This window comes from Muricaecibacterium torontonense (assembly GCF_004793925.1).
Lineage (GTDB): Bacteria > Actinomycetota > Coriobacteriia > Coriobacteriales > Atopobiaceae > Leptogranulimonas > Leptogranulimonas caecicola.
Genome location: NZ_SRYE01000001.1, coordinates 77,110 through 98,854 on the forward strand (window position 1 = coordinate 77,110; position 21,745 = coordinate 98,854).

20 protein-coding genes and 1 tRNA gene are annotated in these 21,745 nt (G+C 57.6%); 8 read left to right on the forward strand and 13 right to left on the reverse strand.

The genetic code is table 11. The features are described from left to right. Positions 1-377: 377 nt before the first annotated feature. Complete coding sequence (locus E5334_RS00375; RefSeq protein WP_167604233.1) at positions 378-890, reverse strand: DUF5067 domain-containing protein; 513 nt, start codon at positions 888-890, stop codon at positions 378-380. 441 nt (positions 891-1,331) lie between these two features. Here E5334_RS00375 and E5334_RS00380 point away from each other — a divergent pair, with 441 nt between their 5' ends. Together E5334_RS00380 and E5334_RS00385 are read left to right on the forward strand one after the other, a co-directional pair. Then, a complete protein-coding gene (locus E5334_RS00380) occupies positions 1,332-2,084 on the forward strand; it encodes an EcsC family protein (protein ID WP_136011641.1) in 753 nt (250 codons plus the stop codon). A 181-nt stretch (positions 2,085-2,265) separates the two neighbouring features. Further along, positions 2,266-2,634, forward strand: coding sequence for a hypothetical protein (locus tag E5334_RS00385; protein ID WP_136011642.1), 369 nt, complete (start codon positions 2,266-2,268; stop codon positions 2,632-2,634). A gap of 127 nt (positions 2,635-2,761) precedes the next feature. Here E5334_RS00385 and E5334_RS00390 read toward each other — a convergent pair whose 3' ends face one another. The 4 genes from E5334_RS00390 to E5334_RS00405 all read right to left on the reverse strand — a co-directional run bounded on the left by E5334_RS00390 (position 2,762) and on the right by E5334_RS00405 (position 5,231). Continuing rightward, positions 2,762-3,112 (reverse strand): hypothetical protein, encoded by a 351-nt coding sequence (locus tag E5334_RS00390; RefSeq protein ID WP_136011643.1) that lies wholly within the window; start codon positions 3,110-3,112, stop codon positions 2,762-2,764. Positions 3,113-3,462: 350 nt separating this feature from the next. Beyond that, positions 3,463-4,170: a DUF4417 domain-containing protein gene (locus E5334_RS00395; RefSeq protein ID WP_136011644.1), complete on the reverse strand. Its 708-nt coding sequence runs from the start codon at positions 4,168-4,170 to the stop codon at positions 3,463-3,465. Positions 4,171-4,350: 180 nt separating this feature from the next. Then, complete coding sequence (locus E5334_RS00400) at positions 4,351-4,914, reverse strand: ImmA/IrrE family metallo-endopeptidase (RefSeq protein WP_136011645.1); 564 nt, start codon at positions 4,912-4,914, stop codon at positions 4,351-4,353. A gap of 11 nt (positions 4,915-4,925) precedes the next feature. Next, positions 4,926-5,231: a helix-turn-helix domain-containing protein gene (locus E5334_RS00405; RefSeq protein ID WP_136011646.1), complete on the reverse strand. Its 306-nt coding sequence runs from the start codon at positions 5,229-5,231 to the stop codon at positions 4,926-4,928. Between the two features lie 182 nt (positions 5,232-5,413). On the opposite strand from E5334_RS00405, the gene E5334_RS00410 reads away from it, so the two are divergent. Both E5334_RS00410 and E5334_RS00415 read left to right on the forward strand, forming a co-directional pair. Continuing rightward, positions 5,414-5,851: an XRE family transcriptional regulator gene (locus tag E5334_RS00410; protein ID WP_136011647.1), complete on the forward strand. Its 438-nt coding sequence runs from the start codon at positions 5,414-5,416 to the stop codon at positions 5,849-5,851. Between the two features lie 90 nt (positions 5,852-5,941). Continuing rightward, positions 5,942-7,180, forward strand: a complete 1,239-nt coding sequence (locus E5334_RS00415; protein ID WP_136011648.1) for a serine/threonine protein kinase — start codon at positions 5,942-5,944, stop codon at positions 7,178-7,180. Positions 7,181-7,626: 446 nt separating this feature from the next. Here the strand turns inward: E5334_RS00415 and E5334_RS00420 are convergent, their stop codons facing one another. From E5334_RS00420 to E5334_RS00430, 3 genes are all read right to left on the reverse strand, one after another. Beyond that, the gene (locus E5334_RS00420; protein ID WP_275438855.1) at positions 7,627-9,528 is read right to left on the reverse strand and encodes a [FeFe] hydrogenase, group A; all 1,902 of its coding nucleotides are present in this window, start codon (positions 9,526-9,528) and stop codon (positions 7,627-7,629) included. Then, the gene (locus tag E5334_RS00425) at positions 9,522-11,345 is read right to left on the reverse strand and encodes an NAD(P)-binding protein (RefSeq protein WP_136011649.1); all 1,824 of its coding nucleotides are present in this window, start codon (positions 11,343-11,345) and stop codon (positions 9,522-9,524) included. The genes E5334_RS00420 and E5334_RS00425 overlap by 7 nt, the downstream gene beginning before the upstream one ends. A gap of 856 nt (positions 11,346-12,201) precedes the next feature. Further along, positions 12,202-12,405, reverse strand: coding sequence for a nucleic acid-binding protein (locus E5334_RS00430; RefSeq protein ID WP_136011650.1), 204 nt, complete (start codon positions 12,403-12,405; stop codon positions 12,202-12,204). A gap of 385 nt (positions 12,406-12,790) precedes the next feature. Between E5334_RS00430 and E5334_RS00435 the strand changes: the two genes are divergently transcribed. After that, positions 12,791-14,407, forward strand: coding sequence for an Ltp family lipoprotein (locus tag E5334_RS00435; protein ID WP_136011651.1), 1,617 nt, complete (start codon positions 12,791-12,793; stop codon positions 14,405-14,407). Between the two features lie 91 nt (positions 14,408-14,498). Here the strand turns inward: E5334_RS00435 and E5334_RS00440 are convergent, their stop codons facing one another. Both E5334_RS00440 and asnS read right to left on the reverse strand, forming a co-directional pair. Beyond that, on the reverse strand, positions 14,499-15,158 hold the full coding sequence (locus tag E5334_RS00440; protein ID WP_136011652.1) for a hypothetical protein: 660 nt from the start codon (positions 15,156-15,158) through the stop codon (positions 14,499-14,501). Between the two features lie 187 nt (positions 15,159-15,345). Then, positions 15,346-16,749, reverse strand: a complete 1,404-nt coding sequence (gene asnS / locus E5334_RS00445; protein WP_136011653.1) for an asparagine--tRNA ligase — start codon at positions 16,747-16,749, stop codon at positions 15,346-15,348. Positions 16,750-17,506: 757 nt separating this feature from the next. On the opposite strand from asnS, the gene E5334_RS00450 reads away from it, so the two are divergent. Both E5334_RS00450 and yfcE read left to right on the forward strand, forming a co-directional pair. After that, positions 17,507-18,049: a hypothetical protein gene (locus tag E5334_RS00450; RefSeq protein WP_136011654.1), complete on the forward strand. Its 543-nt coding sequence runs from the start codon at positions 17,507-17,509 to the stop codon at positions 18,047-18,049. Positions 18,050-18,210: 161 nt separating this feature from the next. Then, positions 18,211-18,738, forward strand: coding sequence for a phosphodiesterase (gene yfcE / locus E5334_RS00455; protein ID WP_136011655.1), 528 nt, complete (start codon positions 18,211-18,213; stop codon positions 18,736-18,738). 474 nt (positions 18,739-19,212) lie between these two features. Here the strand turns inward: yfcE and E5334_RS00460 are convergent, their stop codons facing one another. After that, positions 19,213-19,773 carry a LemA family protein gene (locus E5334_RS00460; RefSeq protein WP_136011656.1) on the reverse strand — a complete coding sequence of 187 codons (561 nt, stop codon included), beginning with the start codon at positions 19,771-19,773 and terminating at the stop codon, positions 19,213-19,215. A gap of 156 nt (positions 19,774-19,929) precedes the next feature. After that, positions 19,930-20,019, reverse strand: a tRNA-Ser gene (locus E5334_RS00465). Positions 20,020-20,071: 52 nt separating this feature from the next. On the opposite strand from E5334_RS00465, the gene tadA reads away from it, so the two are divergent. Continuing rightward, a complete protein-coding gene (tadA, locus tag E5334_RS00470; protein ID WP_338041721.1) occupies positions 20,072-20,758 on the forward strand; it encodes a tRNA adenosine(34) deaminase TadA in 687 nt (228 codons plus the stop codon). Positions 20,759-20,801: 43 nt separating this feature from the next. Here tadA and E5334_RS00475 read toward each other — a convergent pair whose 3' ends face one another. After that, positions 20,802-21,713, reverse strand: a complete 912-nt coding sequence (locus tag E5334_RS00475; RefSeq protein WP_167604234.1) for a DUF4430 domain-containing protein — start codon at positions 21,711-21,713, stop codon at positions 20,802-20,804. Positions 21,714-21,745: the final 32 nt, after the last annotated feature.

Genomic DNA, 21,745 nt, shown 5'->3' on the forward strand with positions numbered 1-21,745 from the left:
TTATCAGCAGACTTTCACCCTACCACCTCAAGGGACGCAGATTGCTCCTCCGGACCCCATGGTTACCCAACGACAACAGCCTTGGATTCCGGCTTCGCCGCCTACTAAGTAGATGTGCATAGTAGGCGAATCTAACGACCTGGGCTTTTGCTGTCTACTAAGTACAAATAGTCGGTAGACTGCCATATTTCGCGCAAAAAAGTACTTAGTAGGCGGAGGCCAATAGGCAGGTATCCACAGATGGCACGCGTCCATAGGGGACGTCCATTCTTACCGTTATCGCCCACATAACACTGCTGCCGAGAAAAACAGCCCCGCTGGCGGGAGGACCAGCGGGGCTGCAAGCTAATGGGATCCTAGGGACGAGGGAGAGATTCCTAGGAAAGGTTGAAGGTTTTCTCGGCAAGGACGGTTTGGTCGAGATCGAAGAGCTCGGTGACCTCCACTTCCACGGGGGACGTGGTGTTGGCCAGAGCGTAGACGTTATCGACAGTGATGGATGCTCCGGGCTTTACTTTGCTCATGGAGTTGCCGTAGTTGGCGGGGCTTTCGGCAGGCATGGCGATTTCCTGCTCCACGCCGTCTTGGTAGACGGTGACGCTGGTGGCGGTGCCGAAGGCCTGGGCCTCATCGGAGTTGTTGGTGAAGGTGAAGGTGAGGCAGATGGCGTTGGCGTCGTCGTAGGCCTTGACCACCTGAGCGTTGTCGATGGACACCTGGTAGGGGGAGTCTTGGGCGGGTTCGGCCTGCTGGGCCTGCTGCTCTTGGGAGGCGTCGCTGCTAGTGTCGGCGCTGTTGGAATCAGAGTTTGAGCTGCTTCCGCAGGCGCCCAGCGAGAGAACGAGCAGAGAAGCGCAGGCCACCGCGCCCAGTTTTGTTGCAAGAGTCATGAGATGCTCCTTACTGATGGGTCGATCCGCGGCGTTTGACGAGGTCATCCCATCACTTTTGGGGAAGTTTCAGACTCCTTGCATTCTAGGGAGCGCTGAGGTGAGTCGCATTAGCTGGGAGCTAATGCAGGGAGGCGTGAGGCGAGAGGAGGACAGTTTTTCAAACACCCATAAGTGGCTCGTAGCTGAATTATGCTATTTAACTAATACCTAATGCATCTGCACGCTGTAATGACGTAATCAGTACGTCCTTATCGAAGCGCATATCAGGACGACAGATTTTTCATAAATTGATACCTATATCAATGTACCCATGCTCGTTATTTTTATGTGATCACAAATCTAGCGATAACTGAACAAAAGCTATATATCTAAGTAAATAACCCTGGGTCAATAGGTAAGATGTACGAATATGTTTGCACTGCTAAGAAGGGAACTGTCATGCCCAAAAAGGCGACTAAAGAAGAGTCTGCTCAGAGCCAGGGCTTTGAGGTACCCATCGATCAGGAGACTGCTGGTAAAATTCTTGACTCCATCTATAAGAAAGCTCTTAATGGCATTCCAAAAGTAAGTCGTTCGGTTGATGAAATGGTCAACGACTATATTAATAAATACCCCTCGACTGAAGAAGCCGCAAAGTCCCTTACAAAATGGCAGATCATGAAATGCGGCACTTCAGGTTTTCTCAGCAGTCTTGGCGGCTTCATTACCCTTCCTGTTGCTATTCCTGCAAACATTAGTAGCGTCGTTTACATTCAAATGCGCATGATCGCTTGCATTGCAAAAATGGGCGGTTATGACATTAGGTCTGACCAGGTACAAACAATGGTCTACATGTGTCTTACCGGCACTACTATGGCCGATCTCGTCATGATGGGTGCAATTAAGTTTAGTCAGAAATCGCTCGAAGCAGCAATCAAAAAGATTCCTGGGGCAGCACTAGTAAAGATCAACCAAAGGATCGGCTTTAGATTCCTAACGAAGTTTGGCGAGAAGGGCATAATTAATTTAGGTAAAATGGTCCCTCTAGCTGGTGGCCTGGTAGGCGGCGGCCTTGATGTGGTGTCCACAAATATTATTGCAAATTATTCTATTAAAATGTTCCTAGCAGACAAAAACTCGGATTACACCTCATCAACTTCAGAAGACGATTCTGATTATGATGTAGTAGAAGTAGAAATTATAACTGAGTAGTTTATATTGTTTTATTAGATAATAGTGTATTATCTAATAGTTAATCGTTTCATTTTTATATTTCTTCTATTCCTTGAAGATCATTTCAGGTCAGCCCCCCATTAGCTGCCAGCTAATGAAAACCCTTATGGCTGGTGATAGGTTACTAGGGTTTTTGATGTTCCGACGAAGGGAAGTTCTCATGAAAAAGCGGAACGTGCTGCTGTTGGTGGCGGCTCTTCTCGGCAGCGCCTACCTGATCTACCTGGTGAGTTATATAGCGGCGGCGCCGGTGAGCATGGGGAATTCGGCGGCCGACGCGGGTACGGCCATTGCAATGATGATGATCATGCCGCACGCGGCGCTCACAGGGCTGGCGGTAATTTTTAACTGGATCGGCTGGGGGCTTAACAAGCGTTGGGCCGCACTAACCGCAGGCATTCTTTACGCGGTGGCCATCGTGATGATGTTCATGTACTTCATGTTCGTGGTGGTGGAAATGATTCTTTGCTTCGTGGCGTTCGCGCAGATGGGCAAGAAGAGCTCGGTAGATTCGGGGACGCAGGCCTAAGCGGGCAGGGGACAGCGAAATATCCGCATAAAAATGAACTGGAATAAACTTGGATTCTTTTAATAAATAGACCTAAGGTCCCTAGGCAAGATTATGCCTAGGGACCTTAGGTCTAATATGCAAATAATTAACTATCGGAACTAGTAATAGCCTCAACCCACAACTCTGGTGTAACCACTGAATCAAATTCTTTTACAAGATCGCCTTCTTCCCAAGCATATTCAGAATTCTGTTCAGCAAGATAGGAGCGTACAAACGCAAGTGTGTTACTAGGATCAGTCTCCTTATTTTTAAACCTACTTTCATATTGTTTACTAAAAGTATTAAATACTGCAGGATCAGCGGATGTTTTTCCCTTCCAGATATAAGGATTGGCATCCGCACAAAATGCAAATACTTTTTTTGATTTGCTCGCGTCATAAGCAGCGTCTAATGCTTGATACATTGCAACAAAAACTTGATGCGCGCTCGTATGCATACTACTTCCTCCTCTTAAATATATTATTGATATTCTTACTTAATCCTGTCTCATCATCCCAAGGTCGAGGCGGATCATTTCTTCCACAATTTTGTACTATCCCTTTATATATAGAGGCCCAAAGTTGACTTCCATCTATATCATTTTTTGCATACCACACGAGGCCTCTGTGATCGATACCCAACCGGTTATTCTCGTCATTGACGAGCTCTACTATCAGCTGGCGATTTGCCGGTGTATCGGGAAGATGTCCAGGTTCGTCTCTGAACATATGTGAGAGCTGAGCAGCGCCCGACGGCAATGCGTAACCTTTAGATTCCTTAAAATCGCCACCAAGGCCACCCCCCTTCTCACACATGAACCTCACCGCCAAAATAGCGTTCAGTTTGACCGTCAAAGAAGTAAAGGGGTATTCCACACTCTCTTGCGTAGTCAAATACGCCATAGGAATCCGTACCAACCACAACTATCCCAAGAGGATGCACTTCATTCACGAGCCGGATTAGTCCACCTTCAAACCGATTTCGGTCAAAGATATTCTTTACGCAACCGATCGTCCCTACGGCAACTAAACTCTTTCTTGGAACACCTGATAAGAAATAATCACAACCATAAGATGGGCATCTCACATTACAAAGTACATGATATCCAAGACTTTGAAGCCAAGCTCCTGTAAGCTGATTGCGATAAACATTATGACGTCGCACGGGATCGCAAATAGAAGGTCCTGTACTAAAATCCGTAGCAATAAATCCCGCATATTTACTTAACTTACTTAGATAAGCCCAGGGATTATTCCAAAATCGTTCTATTTGGTCGTCATTTTCATAAAAACTAACGTAGGCAGTAGAATCAATATTCTTTTTTCTCATTGCCGCTGAGAATGAGATGACCTTCTCTGGAACCTTATTCTCTAGCTTCATGATAGGCATTTCATATAGGGGATCGAAGGTAACCCCCTTGGTCATATATAAATGCATAACGTCGCGAGAGAAACCTCTCTGTTTTTTGTTTCCGACGGGTACTCCTGGAAGTACCCCCTGATAAATATGTCCCATATAAAACCTCCTACCTGTCACATAAGTGACGTGGCAATTTACAAATAAGAGGTAATTTGTTGGGACGCACCATCCGAGCACAAGCACAGTTGTTTTGCTCTATGCTTATTAAACACACAGGGGCTCAAATGGGTCCCAACCCGTAGCCAATCCTGCGCCAACAGGATTGGCTACCTTTTTCTAAATACGCCCATAGGCACCACCTCCCTTCCACTCGACATTTTTTATAAGCCAGTATTCGTGAGGGCGCCAACATCCTCCCTCTCGCTCGCGCCTTTGTGCTTGTTCAAAAGCGACTTGAGCACAGTCACCGCTAATTCCAAAAAGATCTTTTATTGACTGCCCCGGCTTTCGTCTAAGTACCAGAGGATGGGGTGCTAGGAGATACCCTGCAAAATAATTTGCTTCACTTTCGCAGTTCAACAAGCCCTCTGTATGCTCTAGATATATATGACCCACTTCGTGAGCACATGAAAAGCGAGAGCGGTAGTAGTAGGCTCCGTTAGTGTCATCAAAAAGTACTTGAGCACTTGTAAAATCATTTGTTCGCATAGTGAATGCATCATCAGACGATGCAAATGCAAGTTGCCTCTCCGCAAACGATAGAGAAGAATACGGAACCATCTGAATCCCGAGAGCCTCAGCAATTACATTGATTCCCATAGGATACTGTGTGATCCCAAAATCTTTTAGAAGACCAACAACAGCATTCTCTATTTCTATTTGACGTGGGCGTGTAATCAAACTAGTATCCCTTATCTTCTTATTAGCATTTTAATCAGCTGCTCTTTTTGACTATCTGACAGGCTATTTGCATTTCTAGCTAGAAGCTGTACTGCTTCATTGACCGCTTGCTCATGGTTCGTTCCAGTAAGATCGTCAGGATGAACGCCTAATGCTTTCGCAATTTTCGCTATCACAATTGCTCGTGGCATACGCTCTCCTGTTATGTACCTACTTATTGCTGGAGGTGTTAGCCCCGTCATAACTGCCAGTTCTTTCTGAGACAAGCCCCTTTCTTTTAGTAGAGCTTTCAGCCTCGCTGAAAATAATTGTGCCATGCCCGCTCTCCTCTGTTTCCTCTTACCGGCATTAATTGCCAGTTATTGGTAATTATATCTCTTAATTTTTGTTTGGCAAGACTTCAGCTTCGCTAAGACAACTCTTGCCTTCTCTGGTGTCATTACCCACTGTCATGGTGATAGCATCTCAATGGTTAAGAGAGCTAGGTGCAAGGAGGCCTATGGCGCACACTACCGAGAATCTCATGGTTCAGCTGGAGGAAGCCTGCTCGCTAGACGGGTACCTGGCCAAGCTTGAGGCATCAGGAAAGAAAGCGCCTGCCACTTTGGCCGACTACCTCAACACCCTTCTGGCTGCCCAGCCCCTCACGCGGCCGGAGGTGATTAGGGAAGCGGGCCTCAACGCCACCTTTGGCTACCAGGTGTTTCAGGGCACTCGGCGGGTGACGCGCAACAATGCGCTGCTGCTGGCTCGGGCTCTGGGCTGCACGCTCACGCAAACGCAGCGGCTGCTCACGCTGGCCAATCAAGGTCGGCTGGCGCCGCAGAATCCTCGGGACGCCATCATTATTTGGTGCATTCAGCACGGCTATTCCTGCCAGCGCACCGACGAGGAGCTCTACCGCAGAGGCCTTCCCACCCTCTCCTCCAGCCGCTAGCGTGCGCTACACGCCCGCCGCTCGCCAGCGCAACATCAAACGCACGCCGCGCTCCATGCATCTATCCTTGCCGATAAGAGCCGCCCTCCCATGAACACTTCTCCCATGAGTCTCACCCCGCCGCTGACACCGCTCAAGGAGCTTACCCGCCGCTCCGAGCACGACGCCACCCTGCTGGTAAGCGACGGCCGCGACCGCATCTTTGTACATAAACTTATTCCCACCCAGATCGCCAACCTGGAGGTTTGGCAGGCTCTCGCGCGCACGGAACATCCCGGTTTGATAAAGGTGTGGCAAGTGAGTCAGGAGTCCTGGGGCCTCTCCGTCCTTATGGATTACGTCTCCGGCCCCACCCTCGAGCAGCTAGTTGAGGCTCAAGGCGCCCTTGACCCCGCGCAGACCGTCTCACTAGTAAACCAGGTGGCCCAAGGCGCGGCCCAGCTCCACTCGTTGGGCATCATCCACCGAGACCTCTCCCCCTCAAACATCATCGCCGGCCCTGCAGGCGCCTGCATTATTGATGCCGGCATCGCCCGCCTCCAAAGCCCCACCGCCAAACGCCATGACACCGTCTTACTGGGCACTCAGGGATTTGCCGCCCCCGAACAGTACGGCTTTGCCGAAACCAGCCCCCGCACCGACGTCTACGCCTTAGGCAAGCTCACCGGCTACCTGCTCACCGGCATCTCCCCTGCCTCGCCCATCTACGAGGAAGCCCTGGATGACCCCGCCGTGGTGCCCGCGACCTTGCGCCGCGTCATCGAACGCGCCTGCTCCCTCTCCCCCGCCGACCGCCCCGCCACCGGCGAAGCCTTCGCCCACGAGCTCCAGCAAGCCCTCGATTCTCTCTCCCTTGCCGAGAAACCCGCGCCCTCGCAACTCGCTATTCCCACGGAGTCCGTCGCCACCACCTCACAGGATGTACCAACGCCCCAGCCCGCACCCACTGCTTCTGCACCGCAGGCTGTCCCGACGCAGGCTGCTGCACCCTACTCTTCCAGAGCTGATCTTCCCGCCTGGCGACAGCGACTAGCCACCATCGCCACAGTGATGGGAGCCGTCTTCTGTGCCATCATGGCCACCGGCTTGTTTAACACTCCAGCCAACATCACCATTCCTGCTGCCGTCTGGAAGTTCCAGGCCGTCTCCATCGGCCTGCTCATCGGACTTGCTCCCGGCTTAATCACCCGCTGGTACCTGCTTAAACAGCGCCGATTCGCCACCGCCAAACATCCATTCCTCACCTGGATCGGCCTGCTAGTAGCTCTTTTCTTCATCGCCGTAGCCCTAGTGGGCATCTCGCAGGCGATGTTTGCCACCACGAGATAGCATCTAACAGGCCTCTCCCTCCCCCTCTGCACCACCAAAAAAGCGGCCTCACCGGCAAAAGCCAGCAAGACCGCCTGCTAAAGGGCGACAAAGTAAGGCTGACAACAGTATGACTGCGGCCAAGCGCACCACAACTGACAGCAGTAGCGCGACTGCCAGCAGCGCCGACTGCTAGCCACCAGAACGCTCCCAGCACAGCAGAGCGCGCGAGAGCGCCTGCGCCAACCGCAGCCCCGCAGCGCTATGCCATCCGCGTCAGACCGCGCATCAGCAGGACAGACAACACTGCGAGCTTGGATAATGCGACGCATGGGCCGGGTGTGCATCCTGAGGAAGCTTTTGAGAAGGGGGTCGTGAATCGCCAGATGCACGACCCCCTTCGAATGCTTCCGTTGATGCACAGCCCGCACTCCGGTGCACATCCCGAGCCCTGTAGGCACTACCAACTACGCCTCGTGGGGCATCTTCCAGGCGTGGTGATCGGTGTGCAGCAACTCATGAGCCCTGTGGGACAGCGGTTCGCCCAGGTACTCGGCGTAGATCTGCTGGATCACCGGGTTCTCGTGGGACTTGCGCAGCGGCATCGCCCGGTCCAGCTCCCAGAGCACGTCGCCGCGCTCGGCAGCCAGCTCACACCCGTCATGAATGGGCTGACCACCGCCGCCCACACAGCCTCCGGGGCACGCCATCACTTCCACAAAGTGATAGCTGGATTCACCTGCCTGGATGGATTGGATGAGTTTATCGGCATTGGAAAGGCCAGAGACCACGGCTACCGATAAAGGCGTCCCTCCCATGTCGAAGGTCGCCTCTTTCCAGCCATCCATGCCGCGGACGGCGGAGAAGGCGTCGGCGGGGGCGTCCTCGCCGGTGACGATGGCATGGGCGGTGCGCAGGGCGGCCTCCATGACGCCGCCGGTGGCGCCGAAGATGACGCCGGCGCCGGTGAAGGTGCCCAAAGGATCGTCCAGCGGGAACTCCTCGAGAGAGGCCACATCCAGGCAGGCCGCGCGGAACATGCGGTCCATCTCGCGGGTGGTGAGGGAGACGTCCACGTCGGGGTCGCCGCAGGCGTCGTTCATGGGGGCGTAGGCTACCTCGGCTTTCTTGGCCAGGCAGGGCATGACCTCCACGCAGAAGATGGAGTGGGGGTCGATGCCTTGGGTCTCGGCGAACCAGCTCTTGGTGATGGCGCCAAACATCTGGCCGGGGGATTTGGCGGAGGAGAGCTGGTCTACCAGCTCGGGGTGGTGGGCCTTGGCGTAGCGCACCCAGCCAGGGCAGCAACTGGTGAACATGGGGAAGCGCGGGGCGTCGCCGGCGCCGGGAGCCGCGAGGTCAGCAGAAGCTGCTGGGTCGCCGGTCGCCGCAGCGGCTGCGGCCAGCTTGGCCAGAAGCTCGCTGCCCTCCTCCATGATGGTGAGGTCGGCGGACCAGCTGGTATCAAAGACGTAATCGACGCCCAGGGCCTTGAGGGCCGCGGCCATGCGCTGGATGGTGGCCTCCTCGTGGGAAAGGCCCAGGCTCTCACCCCAGGCAGCGCGCACTGCAGGGGCTACCTGGACCACCACGGTAGTGTGGGGGTCGGCGATGGCGTCGAAGACCTTGTCGGTATCGTCGCGGGCGGTGAGGGCGCCGGTGGGGCAATGGGTGACGCACTGACCGCAGAGGGTGCAGTCGGTGGCCTCGATGGGAGCACCCCCGGCCACGCCTACGCAGGTATGGCTGCTGCGATTGGCCAGGTCCCAGACGCCGGTATTTTGCACGTGATCGCAGATTTGAATGCAGCGCAGGCAGTGGACGCACTTATCGGCATCGCGGATAAGGGGAAAGTCCTGGTTCCAGGGGGTGTGGGTGAGCTCGACGGCATAGGGCAGCTCCGAGATGCCAAACTGGTTGGAGAGTGCCTGAAGCTGGCAGTTGCCCGAGCGCACGCAGCTCGTGCAGGTGGAGTTGTGACGGGAGAGCAAGAACTCCAGGTTGGCTTTGCGGGCCTCGCGCACTCGGGGGCTGTTGGCGCGCACCACCATGCCGTCCAGTGCCACGTTATTGCAGGAGGCCACCAGCTGCTCGATGCCCTCTACCTCGACCAGGCATACGCGGCAGGCGCCGATCTCGTTGATATCTTTAAGGAAGCACAGGGTGGGGACGCGCACCCCGGCGGCGGTACAAGCATCTAAGATGGTGGATCCGGCGGGTACCTGCACAGTCTTGTCGTCCACCGTCACGGTGACCAGCTGGGTCTCGGCGGGCGCCGCGGGCACGGCGGGATTAGCGGATGCCGCAGGATCGCTGGCGCCGTCGCCCAGGGGCTCGGGGATTAACTCTTCAAGCATGATCTCTACCATTGGTCGATCCTCCCTCCGCGGAACGCGCCAAAGCCAAAGTGGTCGCAGCGCAGGCAGCGGGAAGCCTCTTGATGGGCCTCCTCGGCAGTGAGCCCGCGCTCTACCAGGTCGAAGTCACAGATGCGGTCGGCCGCCTCGCGCTCGGTCATCTCGCAGCGGGCACAGCTGGTCTTACCCTTGAACTGCACCGGCGGCAGGTCGATGTCCACGCCGATAACGTGGTTGAAGCCCAGGTAATTGTCGATGTTGCCCGCGGCCACCTTGCCGGCGTTCACCGCGCGGATCACCGTGGCCGGGCCGCTCTGGCAGTCGCCGCCCGAGAAGACCCCGTCGAAGCCGGCGATGGAGCCGTCCTCGGCCGCCTGAATGCGGCCCCACTTGCAGGGGATGCCCTGCCTCTCGAAGACGTCGCTCTCGATAGCCTGACCAATAGCCACGGCCACCACGTCGCATTCCACCAGCTTCTCGCCGGCATCGGCGGCTCGGGGCGCCGGACGGCCCCGCTTGGGCCCGCCGATGATCTGCGGCTGCACCACCACGCCGGTCACATGGCCGCGCTCGTCTGCCTGGATGCGCACCGGGGCATGGAGCTCCAGAAGCTCGCAGCCCTCTGCCTGGGCGCCGGCGATCTCTTCGTCTTGTGCCGTCATGTCGGCCACACGGCGCCGGTAGAGGATGGTGACCTTCTCGGCTGCGCACCTCACCGCCGAACGCGCCACATCCATGGCCACGTTCCCGCCGCCTATGACCGCCACGCGCTTTCCGGTGAAGTCCGGGGCGTTGCCGTCGCCCACCGCACGCAGCATCTCCACCGCACTGATGACGCCAGCCGAGTCCTCGCCCGGAAGTCCCAGCCGATTGTCGCCGTGGGCGCCGATGGCCAGGTAGACCGCATCGAAGCCGTCGCGCAACGGGCGCAGGTCTTCGATGGGGCACTCAAGCTCCACGTGGATGCCGCAGTCTAGGATCCACTGGATCTCCTGGTCCAGCAGGCGGCGCGGTAGCCGATAGTTGGGGATGCCGTAGCGCAGCATGCCGCCCAGGTGCTTGCGGGCCTCGAAGACGGTGACGTCGTGGCCCATGAGGGCCAGGTAATAGGCTGCCGACAAACCCGCAGGCCCGCCACCTACCACCGCCACGCGCTTGCCCGTGGAGGGGGCCATGTGGGGGCGATAGTCTTCCTCCATGTGATCCACCGCGAAGCGCTTGAGGCCGCGTATGTTCATGGGATCGTCCACCATGCCGCGGCGGCAGTACATCTCGCAGGGGTGCTCGCACACGTAACCGCAGACCAACGGCAGTGGGTTGTCCTTGCGGATGAGGCGTACGGCGTCGGTGTTGCGGCCGGCCTCCACCAGGCTGATGTAGCCGGGGATGTCCACGCCGGCTGGGCAGCCGGAGACGCAGGGCACCAGCTCGGACTGCTTGAAGCCGCAGGCGTGGTTATGGATATGACTCTCGAAATCATCCCTGAAGCCCTGCACTGCCGTAAGCGCCATGGAGCCGGCCTCGTAGCCGATGGCGCAGTCGGCCGAAAGGTAGATGTTGCGCGCTGTCCTCTCGATAAGCTCCAAGGTCTCAGGGGTTGCGCGGTTCTCCAACACGTCGTCAAAAAGATCGTGGAGCGCATTGAGCCCCACGCGGCAGGGGGTGCACTTGCCGCAGCTTTGGGTGGCACACATGGCGATATAGGCTGCCGTGAACTCCACTGGGCAAGGCGCCAGCGAGCTCACCGACAAGCGCCCTTCCAGGGCCTTGTGCAAGCCGTCCATGACCGCTTGCGCAGCGCTTCGCTCCATCACATGCAAACGCGCCATACCTCTCCTTCCTCTTCCTTCCTCGCTCTTGGCTCGCCACAGCGGGCTCGCCACAGTGCAGGGTGGCCCGCACTCTGACAGGCTGTCCCATGCCCCGAGCCGCTCATCCGCAACGCTGCGGCAAACCCGCAGGTTCGTGCTGCCAGGGACTGGCCCTCACCAGCGCGGCAAGCCCTCAGGTGCTCTGGACAGAAGCTCTCCCGACCCCTGTCGCTCTGGCAGCTACTGAAGTTACTAACATTTCAGTTACGCGCAATTATAACCTAGCGACTCTGTCAGCGAGTCCCCGGGCGCCACTTTGCATCGACCCATAGCGATGTACGGGTGTGGGGCGCTGGAATCCGAGGCGCACGCACAGGCAAGGGGCGAGGAACGGATTTATAGGAGAGTGCACACATTCTGGGTAGGGCGCATATTTAGGAATAAGGCGTATTTAGGGATAGTGCCATATCGATAGGTTGCGATATGTTTGCGATGGCCCAGGTAAAAGCCAGTAAAACTGTTCACTGAGATCGATATGACGGGCCCCGACGGCAGCTTTTCTCGGCAACCGTGGGCGTGCAGCGGGGGCGTGCAGCGGGGTTCTCGTTATAAGAGCCTTCACTGCATGGTTTTTGCGGCTTGGAGCGCCTTTTAAGTCCGATTCTCGTTATTAGTGGGGGTAACTGCACTGGGGTTTTGCAAAACCCCAGTGCTGAGAACCCTCTTATAACGAATGGCCCCTCAGCGGCGCGGCGACCTTCTTATAACGAACCGCCCCTCAGTGGCGCACCGACCTTCTTATAACGAGTCGCCTCCGTGAAGCGCCCTGCGGCGAGAGCCTGAGCGCCCTCTGGCCTGGCGCGATGACCGGAGCCTAGGGCTCTTTGAGCTTGTCCACGTCCTCCAGGTAGATGGACACCTCTCCGCACTTGGGGCAGATGGCCACGTTGGGCTTTCCTATGCGGCCGCTAAAAAGCTTCGTGGCGTCGTCGGAAAGCACGATGCCGTAGCCTGCGCCTTCCACCTTGATGGCGCAGCCCTCTTTCATCTCGCTGCCGCACCTAAGACACTTGCGCATGAGATCTCCTTTTGGCTTTAAGACCCATAAAGTGAACTACATATTAAAGGACGAACAGACTATTTTTCAGTCTCTACTCTCATTGCTTTAATCACTCTGAACTATTATCTTTTGATAATTACAGTTCTCTGCAATTTGAAAGGATTTCCATGAGCGATCTCATCAATGATCCTAAAGAGACCCCCCCCCGACAAATGAAGCAAGCCTAGGAATTATCAACGAAGATACAGCAAGCTCTTCAACGCAAGACGAGCCTGCACCCATTGCAACTGAGCAAACCCCTACTCAAATCGGATATGAACCTGCAAACAATCATGTCTCAGAAGTTTTTGATGAGAATCAAGAGACTAACGAAGCCTCAGCTCCTACAAATAATGAGCCTGCGATGGCCACTCCTCCAGATGGCACAGGCTCGGAAGCCGAGAAAAACATCCAGGTTATCGATGACGATCAGGCTGTTCGAACACTCCAGCAAGAAGACTCTTCTACCGCGGGACACAGCACTAGCAACGGCTATGCCTCCAGCTCTCTCAAAGATATACTGACTAAAAATGTTGCCAAACTTACTAAACCCTTAGGTAAACATCGCAAACCGATACTCATTGGCGCAGCAATACTCATTGCCTTAATCATTATTTTTTCTGTTGTGAGCTGCGTGGCTCCCAAGAGCTTGGATGCTTCAAGCAACATGTTTGGCTACAAAGTTGAGCATCCCGACTCATGGTCAACTAGAAACAGTGGTAGCGGGCTCTCCACTATGCGCCTCGATACTACTTCTTCAAATATTAAGATTGTCGCAGGAACTGTGCCCTACGAGGGAGCCACCCCTGCATTAACTTCTAGCTCAGATTACAAGTCTGCATTTGCTGAAGGCGTCGAAGAGCTTCAAGGCGCCTACCTTCTTCCAGGCGTGAAGATCAATGCGTCTGATACAACAAAATGGGCTAGCGTCAAACTGGGATCCCAAGACTGCGTTACTGCCAGTGGATCCTCCGATCAGGGTTCCTACGTGGCTTATGGAACAGTGTTTGGGGATATTTTCTCAACCATTGTGTTCTATACACCCGACTCGCTTTCTCCAGGGCTTAAAGCAACTATCCAAAACATGGTTGACTCCCTTTCAATCGATGCACCTACCCACACGGCAACTTTTGAGGCTGAAGGCAAAACCGTTGAGAAGAAGATAGTTTGGGATCTTGGGCAGGGCGCCTCTGTAAAAGTGCCCGAAGCGCCCGAAGTTGAAGGCAAGGCGTTTGACCGTTGGGAACCCGTCAAACCAGCAAAAGTCGACGGTGACTACATCACAAATATCACAGGTGACACCAAGATAACCGCGAAGTACACGACTGCTTATGAAGTTGTATTCCTTGATGGGAATGGCAACGAGATCAAGAAGGAATGGGTCAAGGAAGGTGGCGCAGCAACAGCACCTGAGCCTCCTGCTATGGATCATTATAAGTTCATAAAATGGGACACTTCTCTTACCAACGTAAAGAGCAATCTCACCATCAAGCCTGTTTATGAACCTGTATGGACCGTTACCTTCACTGATGGCAACGGCGGCGTTTTTGCAACTGTTGAGGTTGATAATGGGCAGTCTGCCTCAGTTAAAGGCAATCCCACAAAAGATGGCTATACCTTTGAGGGCTGGAGTGTATCTACTGCGAACGTCACTTCCAACCTCACTGTAGACCCTGTATTCAAACGCATTCCCACCAAGGGAGAAAAGAACGCGTTGGGTACCGCACTTTCCTATCTCAAGACTATGCCGTTCTCTTACACCGGACTTATCAAGCAACTCGAATATGAAAAGTACAGCCATGAGGAAGCGGTTTATGCTGCGGACAACTGCGGCGCCGATTGGAACGAGCAGGCTGTGAAGCAAGCCAAGTCCTACCTTAGCTTCATGTCCTTCTCTCGCGGTGGCCTCATCGATCAGTTGATCTACGAGGGTTTCACTCCAGAGCAAGCTACTTATGGTGCAGACAAAATGGGACTGTAGGCTTATAACGCACTCTAGGCCCAGGCTTTAGCATTTCATTGTTTTAAACAGGGATAGCCCCCTAAGCTATCCCTGTTTTTCATTTCTCATCTCACTGCTCTTCCGCAGGGGTCTCGGCATCGCTGTCCAGTGCCTCTCCCCTACGCCGCCAGCTCCAATCCACCAGACGCTGCACGGGGCTGTACGCGACGCGCAGCGTTCCGTGCACACGGCGGGGCGCCTCATGGAGCGCCTCGGCCACATGGATGTTGGTGAGCCGCAGGACAAGCGCGTAGGTGTATCCCGCAGTTCCCGAGAGCGCGTAGACATACCAGTTCAAGCCCGAGGTAAACAGCAGTATCGTGAACAGATCCCGCTCCACGTCTTTAGCTAGATCTTCCAGGATCTCATCCCAGGGCATGGCACCTTGCAGCACCCCGTGAAAGCCGATGCCCGCCGCAAACACCAGCGCCCACCCCAGCGCGTAGGTCCAGCCGCGGCGCACTTCCACGATGTGGCGGTGGTGTTTGTCGGTACCGCCCGTCACGCGCACCTGCACATGGGTGGTCTGCAGCCAACCGATAAGTACCCCTACCGGCGCCACGACAGCCAGCCAAGGCAGCTGCGCCGGATCGCGCGCTAGCGTCACCAGCGCCATGACCATGGAATAGGTAGGGATGCCCACCTGCGCCAGCCGCGACATGGGCTTGAAGGCAAAGGACTCGCTTATCACGTAGAGCACGCCTACGACCAGCAGCAAAAAAGGCAGCACGAAAAGATCCTCTCGTTGGTTTCGAAGTATCTTCCCGTGCCGCCTCGAGTGATTCAGAGACTCCTAATGGTTGGGTCGGCGGCTGACGCGCCCAAGATGCCGAGAAGCCCGGTCATCCTGCCAAGAACGAATAGAGGCGCTTCGAGTGGCTTCCGTGTATGCAAAAGTTGCAATATGCCCCTTGAGCTTAGAAGTCGGCGTTGCCCACGGTGCGGGGATGGGGCAGCACGTCGCGGATGTTGTCGATGCCGGTGAGATACATCACCAGGCGCTCGAAGCCTAGGCCAAAGCCGGCGTGCTCGCAGGTGCCATAGCGGCGCAGGTCCAGGTAGAACTTGTACTGCTCGGGGTCCATGCCCAGCTCGTGGATGCGGGCCTCCAGCAGGTCCAGGCGCTCCTCGCGCTGGGAGCCACCGATGATCTCGCCGATGCCCGGCACCAGGCAGTCCACGGCGGCAACGGTCTTGCCATCGTCGTTGGCGCGCATGTAGAAGGCCTTGATCTCGCGGGGATAATCGGTGACGAACACCGGGCGTTGGAAGTGTTTCTCGGTAAGGAAACGCTCGTGCTCGGTTTGAAGGTCGATGCCCCAGGAGACCGGATACTCGAACTTGTGGCCGGCGGCTTGCGCGGCCGTAAGGATCTCGATGGCCTGGGTGTAGGTACACCTGGCAAAGTCGGAGCTGGCCACGTGCTCCAGGCGCTCGGCAAGGCCCTTGTCCACGAACTTGTTGAACATGGCCATCTCGTCGGGACAGGCGTCCATGACGCGGCGGATGACGTGCTTGAGCATGGCCTCAGCCACGTCCATGTCGCCCTCCAGGTCGCAGAAGGCCATCTCGGGCTCGATCATCCAGAACTCGGCGGCGTGGCGGCGGGTGTTGGAGTTCTCGGCGCGGAAGGTGGGCCCAAAGGTGTAGACGTCGCCAAAGCTCATGGCGAAGTTCTCGGCTTGGAGCTGGCCGGACACCGTGAGGTTGGTGGCCTTGCCAAAGAAGTCCTGGCTCCAATCCACTGCGCCGTCAGGGGTGCGGGGCGGGTTGTCCACGTCCAGGGTGGTGACGCGGAACATCTCGCCGGCGCCCTCGGCATCTGAGGCGGTGATGATGGGCGTAGTCACATAGACGAAGCCCCGCTCCTGGAAGAACTGATGGATGGCGAAGGCCGCCACCGACCGCACGCGGAACACCGCGCGGAACAGGTTGGTGCGGCTGCGCAAATGCTGCTGCGTGCGCAAGAACTCGCGGGTGGCGCGCTTCTTTTGCATGGGGTAGTCGGGGGCGCTCTCGCCCAGAATGACGATCTTGGCGGCCTTAAGTTCGAAGGGCTGCGGACGCTCCGGAGTGAGCGCGACGACGCCGTGCACGCACACCGCCGATCCTGTGCCCAACGCTGCCACCTGGGCGTAGTTGTCCACCTCGCCCACGTTCATGACCACCTGGAGGTCGGCGAAACAGCTGCCGTCGTTGAGAGTCACGAAGCCAAAGTTCTTCATATCGCGCACCGAGCGCGTCCATCCGCACACCACCACGTCTTTGTCTGCGAACGCAGCAGGGTTGGCATTGAGCTGGGCGATCGTGGTTCTCTTCATGGTTAGGAACACCTTTCTGGTTGCGGGCATGCCAGGCGTGCGCCTGCTGGGCAGCTGGACGAGCCTGGCGCCCAAGACACGCATTCAGGTAGCGGCGGTAAGGGCTTCTCGGCGTTTATTGTAGGCGCTTGCGGAGTTGTGCGGGTGTTCACGGCATGAAGGATGCCGGTGCGATGGACGACAGGAGACTAGAGGCACCCGGGCGATGGAGGAGTTACCAAGGCAACGCATCCGAGAGATCAAGGGGTTGGCCGGGAGATTGAAGGGTGCTTGCCTCTCTGAAAAGGGTGTTTTGCTGCCCTGAGAAGGATATTTATCCCTCTGAAAACTATCTACTTTAGCTTCATTATTTTGCAGAGTAAGTAGTCATTTGCTTTATTAGATGCGTTTTAATGTTACTAATGTAGCATCTTTCCTGAGGGACCGAGCCCTCAACCTGGGAGTCGCTTTCAGCGAGCACAGTCGCGCTGTCGGTACTCCCCCCATGAGCGCCTCGCCATGATAACGGCACCGGGCGTACCGGGGTGCGTCATCTCCCTTCACGCTCGCTGGGAGTGACAGTCCGCAATAAGCCACTCGTATGACAGCCCTGGCCAGAAACGCCACCCTTCCTCCCCAAGATCTTTATGGGTATGAGAATTGGGTATGGGAAAACTCGTCGATGGGCGAAGCCCGTAGGTAGCCGGATTGGGCACGGATGCCAGCTGATACCTACCGCCTGTGGCTTTTGCTCAGCTTCGTGAGGAAGGGACCCACTATGGACAACAAAAAACGCGCTCGCATCAATGATATGTGCTATCGCTGGCTGCTTACCATCATCGCGCTGGCGTGCGCCGCAGTCTATGCCATCTACTGCATCGTCTACTGGGGAGGGCTGGCTGCCACCGGCGACGCCCTGGTAGGCATGGCGCTGGGGCTTTTGACCCCGCATTTCTTGGCACTGGCTGTGGGCATCGTGTTCTCGGCGCTGGCATTGGCCCAAAAGCGCGCTGGCTGGGATTTGGTCGCCGGCGTGGCCTACTTGCTGGCCATCGTGTTCTTCCCTGGCTACTGGGGTTTCCTGATCGTTCCTTGCCTCCTTTCTTTCGCCGGCTGGCTGCGCATGCGCCGCTATGTGAAGTTCCAGGAGAAGCTGGAAGACCAGGCCGTTGAAGACAAAGTGGCCGCCGCTACAGAAGACGCCCCCAACCAAGAGATGGCGCGTATGGCCGATCAGGCCGACGAAGCCGCTGCCAAAAGGGCCCAGGAAGCCAAGGTGGAGGAGGCCGATATCTCGGATCCCAGCGACTACCAGGAGTAAGCATCGGGCGATTCGCCCGGCATATCATCGCTAAAACCAGTAAGCTACCTTTCAAAAGCACAGGCCCTGGCGCGCAGACTCGCCACTACACGAGCAGACTCGCTGCTACACGCGCGGTCTTGCCGCCAGGCCAAAGGTCCTCGGGAAGGGTGGCTTTTCTTATGAAGTATCTCATTGCTAGCGACATCCATGGATCTGCCTATTGGTGCGAGCGCCTTATGGAGGCTGTCGACGCCCAACAGCCCGACAAGATCATCCTCCTGGGCGATCTCCTCTACCACGGCCCCCGCAACGACCTGCCTCGCGGCTATGCTCCCAAGCAGGTCATCCCCATGCTCAACGGGCTGGCTTCTTCCATCACCTGCGTGCGCGGCAACTGCGAGGCCGAGGTGGACCAAATGGTGCTGGATTTTCCCTGCATGGGCGACTATTCCCAGCTCGTCGACGAGTCCGGCCGCACCCTCTGGCTCACCCACGGGCACCTGTGGAACCCCGACTTGCTTCCGCCTCTCGCCCCCGGCTCCGCCTTCCTCTACGGCCACACCCACGTCAAGCAGCTGGCCGAGACCCCCGAGGGCATCACCCTCTTCAACCCCGGCAGCGTCTCCATCCCCAAGGACGGCTCCCACTCCTATGGCATCTACGAGGACGGTCAGTTCCGCTTCGAGCTGCTGGAGGAGAGCGAGTAGCGAGACGCGACGCCCGTTGGCATGGCGCCCGAGCCGCAGCGCCCATCCCAAAATTCACTACGTGGATTTTGGGGCCAAAATCGGCCGTTTGCTCCGTGAATTCACGTAGCAAATAATAAAACCCCAGGTTGCAGGAGCCGTTCACTACGTGAATTCACGTAGTGAAGCTGGATGGCTCCGGACATTGCGTCCAAATGGCGAGCCAAGACAGTTCAAGCGAAATCGGGCTTCGCGCCAAGGGGTGTGGAATCGGGCTTCGCGCCAAGGGGTGTGGCCAAGGGGCTGCCGAGAAACCCAACGCCCCGCAGCTGCGAGCCACCCCTCATACCCCAGCTCACCAAAAAGCCGGCCTCCCCGCGTCGCAAGACGCGGGGAGGCCGGCGGGTTTCTCGGCAAGAGTGCCGTGCGGCGTGGCAGAGTTGCGAGGCGCAGCGAGATCGTGATACGCGCGAGGTGGCGACGCGGCGAGATGGGCTAGAACTTCACCTTAGGGGCAGTGCGGGCGTCGTTTGAAGCCTCGAAGCCGTCCATGGCACTAAAGTTGCCCATGCCGGCCAGCAGGTTGCCGGGGAAGGTCTGGATGGCGTTGTTGTAGATATAGACGCAGTCGTTGTAGGACTGGCGGGCGTAGACGATGCGGTTCTCGGTGTCGGCGAGCTGCTGCTGAAGCTCCTCGAAGTTGGCGGAAGCCTTGAGGTCGGGATAGGCCTCGGCCACGGCGAACAGCTGGCGGAGGGCGCCGGAGAGCTGATCGGAGGCTTCCATGGTTTGCTGCGGGGTTTGAGCTGCAGAGACGGCGGCGCGGGCCTCGGTGACGGCCTGGAGCGTGCTGGACTCATGGGAGGTGTAGCCCTTGACGGTCTCCACCAGGTTGGGGATGAGGTCGTTGCGGCGCTGCAGGTTGGCGTCGATGTTTTGCCAGGCGTTATCCACGCGGTTGCGCTTTTGCACAATGCCGTTGTAAAGCATGATGCAGGCCACCACAACCACCACGGCAATTACAATAAAGATCAAAGCGATACCAAACGGACCCATGTTCCCTCCTTGGGAGCGCTGGCCTGGGCGCACGGCACGAAGACGCGGCACAGGGCACGAGAACCCAGGTGCAACGCGCCCTCTTTGCCGAGAAACGCCTCGGCCAATAAAGCTGCTGCGGCATCCTTGGGACACCGCAGCAGACGAGGACACAACTGGCGGGGAGAGAGGGATTCGAACCCTCGGGACGCGCAAGCGCCCAACGGTTTTCAAGACCGCCGCATTCGGCCGCTCTGCCATCTCCCCTCAGGATTGTTATCCTACCCCAAAACATGGCTCGTTTTTATCAAGGAGCGCCGTGACCCAACCACATCTCCCCGACACCGAAAACATTTCAAGCTCTCTGAGCGCCCCGGGCGCCTGCGCATCGCAGCCCGCAGGCGGACCTAAGGCCGCGGGCGCCTTGCAGCCCGCCGCAGGCCCCCAACTCCCCGCCCAACCCGCCGGCGGCTCGCACGCGGCGGCGGATCCCCAGCGCGCCGACGACGAGCGCTTCATGGAGCTGGCCATCGCCCAAGCCCAGGCGGCGGCACAGATGGGCGAGGTGCCTATCGGCGCCGTGGTGGTATGCGACGGGCAGGTGGTGGCGTCAGCGCACAATAGACGCGAGACCGATCGCGATCCTTCTGCCCACGCCGAATTTTCCGCCCTGCTAGAAGCTTCGCGCGCCCTAGATCGTTGGCGGCTCAGCGGTTGCACTGTCTATGTGACACTGGAGCCCTGCCTGATGTGCGCCGGCCTCATGGTCAACAGTCGCATCGATCGCTGTGTATTTGGCGCCCCCGACCCCAAGGGCGGCGCACTGGGCACCCTCTACGACGTGAGCTGCGACCCGCGCCTCAACCATGAGTTCACAGTGACCTCAGGCGTCCTTGCCGAGAAAAGCGCCCGCCTCCTGCGCGACTTTTTCCGACGCCGCCGCCAGGAGCGCAAGGCCGCCAAGCGCGCGAGCGGCGGAGACGCCGGAGCACACACCCACGGATAAGCGGTGGGGCGGCCAAACTATGTAGCTGGCAACCCTCGCCGCCCTAGCCCACCGTCACGAACTCCCACACTATGGCGTCGCCGATCGAGACCTCATAGGAGCTGCAGCTCACGTTGGGCTGGGCCCCGTTGACCGTGTAGGTCCAGCCCGTATTGGGCCCTGCCGCCTGCCCGTTGATGGCGGTGACGTAGGCGCCAAAAGCCCCGCCGCTGGCGCTAAAGGGAACGCCAGAAGCCGCCAGCACGTCGTAGACCGAGGATCCCGCCGCCACCGTGACCCGCTGCGACGCACCATCCACTACCTGGGTGACCGCGATGGTGGAGGCGTCGCCAGGCTGGGATGAGCCGGAGCTGCCGCCAGAGCCCGCACTTCCCGCAGCACCACTGGATCCACCAGAGGACCCGCCGACAGCCGCGCCCGCGCCGGCGCTGCCGGATGCCAAGGAGGACGTACCCCCAGAAGCCGGCGGCTCTGAGTCGCCAGAGCCGCCGGCCTGCCCGGCAGAGACGTCCTCCACCGAGGCAGCCGGCGCTTCAGCCGTGTCAGATCCCGCAGCCGCAGCGTCTCCCGAGACATCGACAGGCTCTGTCGCCGCACCGTCGCCGGAAGCTCCAGCAACATCAGAAGCTGCATCATCCCAGGAAGGCGCCGCTGTCTCCTGGGCAACCGCAAAGATCGCCAGCGGGTCGCGGCCTGCCACATACTCCCCCATCGACCAGACCGAGAACCCCGCCGCCGCAATCGCCAGCACCGCGAGGAAGGCAGTAATACGGTGCCGGCGGGTCGCAGCATGAGCGCCCGGTGCGGGATCCTTTGGCGTCGCGGCGCCGGAAGCCGTATTGGCGCGAGCCACGGCGCTGTCGCGGGTGCGCCGGACGCTCGTGGCAGCATCGACGGTTTGGGGCTTCTCCGCACCCTCCATACCTTGGGATTCCTCGCTAGCTTTGGCGGACATGTTGGCAGACCCATGGCTTAGATGACCCCTTT

Excerpts from the sequence above, each read along its gene's own strand:
- E5334_RS00375 (WP_167604233.1), bottom strand. The coding sequence starts at position 890 with ATGACTCTTGCAACAAAACTGGGCGCGGTGGCCTGCGCTTCTCTGCTC.
- E5334_RS00380 (WP_136011641.1), top strand. The coding sequence starts at position 1,332 with ATGCCCAAAAAGGCGACTAAAGAAGAGTCTGCTCAGAGCCAGGGCTTT.
- E5334_RS00385 (WP_136011642.1), top strand. The coding sequence starts at position 2,266 with ATGAAAAAGCGGAACGTGCTGCTGTTGGTGGCGGCTCTTCTCGGCAGC.
- E5334_RS00390 (WP_136011643.1), bottom strand. The coding sequence starts at position 3,112 with ATGCATACGAGCGCGCATCAAGTTTTTGTTGCAATGTATCAAGCATTA.
- E5334_RS00395 (WP_136011644.1), bottom strand. The coding sequence starts at position 4,170 with ATGGGACATATTTATCAGGGGGTACTTCCAGGAGTACCCGTCGGAAAC.
- E5334_RS00405 (WP_136011646.1), bottom strand. The coding sequence starts at position 5,231 with ATGGCACAATTATTTTCAGCGAGGCTGAAAGCTCTACTAAAAGAAAGG.
- E5334_RS00410 (WP_136011647.1), top strand. The coding sequence starts at position 5,414 with ATGGCGCACACTACCGAGAATCTCATGGTTCAGCTGGAGGAAGCCTGC.
- E5334_RS00415 (WP_136011648.1), top strand. The coding sequence starts at position 5,942 with ATGAACACTTCTCCCATGAGTCTCACCCCGCCGCTGACACCGCTCAAG.
- E5334_RS00420 (WP_275438855.1), bottom strand. The coding sequence starts at position 9,528 with ATGGTAGAGATCATGCTTGAAGAGTTAATCCCCGAGCCCCTGGGCGAC.
- E5334_RS00425 (WP_136011649.1), bottom strand. The coding sequence starts at position 11,345 with ATGGCGCGTTTGCATGTGATGGAGCGAAGCGCTGCGCAAGCGGTCATG.
- E5334_RS00430 (WP_136011650.1), bottom strand. The coding sequence starts at position 12,405 with ATGCGCAAGTGTCTTAGGTGCGGCAGCGAGATGAAAGAGGGCTGCGCC.
- E5334_RS00435 (WP_136011651.1), top strand. The coding sequence starts at position 12,791 with ATGGCCACTCCTCCAGATGGCACAGGCTCGGAAGCCGAGAAAAACATC.
- asnS (WP_136011653.1), bottom strand. The coding sequence starts at position 16,749 with ATGAAGAGAACCACGATCGCCCAGCTCAATGCCAACCCTGCTGCGTTC.
- E5334_RS00450 (WP_136011654.1), top strand. The coding sequence starts at position 17,507 with ATGGACAACAAAAAACGCGCTCGCATCAATGATATGTGCTATCGCTGG.
- yfcE (WP_136011655.1), top strand. The coding sequence starts at position 18,211 with ATGAAGTATCTCATTGCTAGCGACATCCATGGATCTGCCTATTGGTGC.
- E5334_RS00460 (WP_136011656.1), bottom strand. The coding sequence starts at position 19,773 with ATGGGTCCGTTTGGTATCGCTTTGATCTTTATTGTAATTGCCGTGGTG.
- E5334_RS00475 (WP_167604234.1), bottom strand. The coding sequence starts at position 21,713 with ATGTCCGCCAAAGCTAGCGAGGAATCCCAAGGTATGGAGGGTGCGGAG.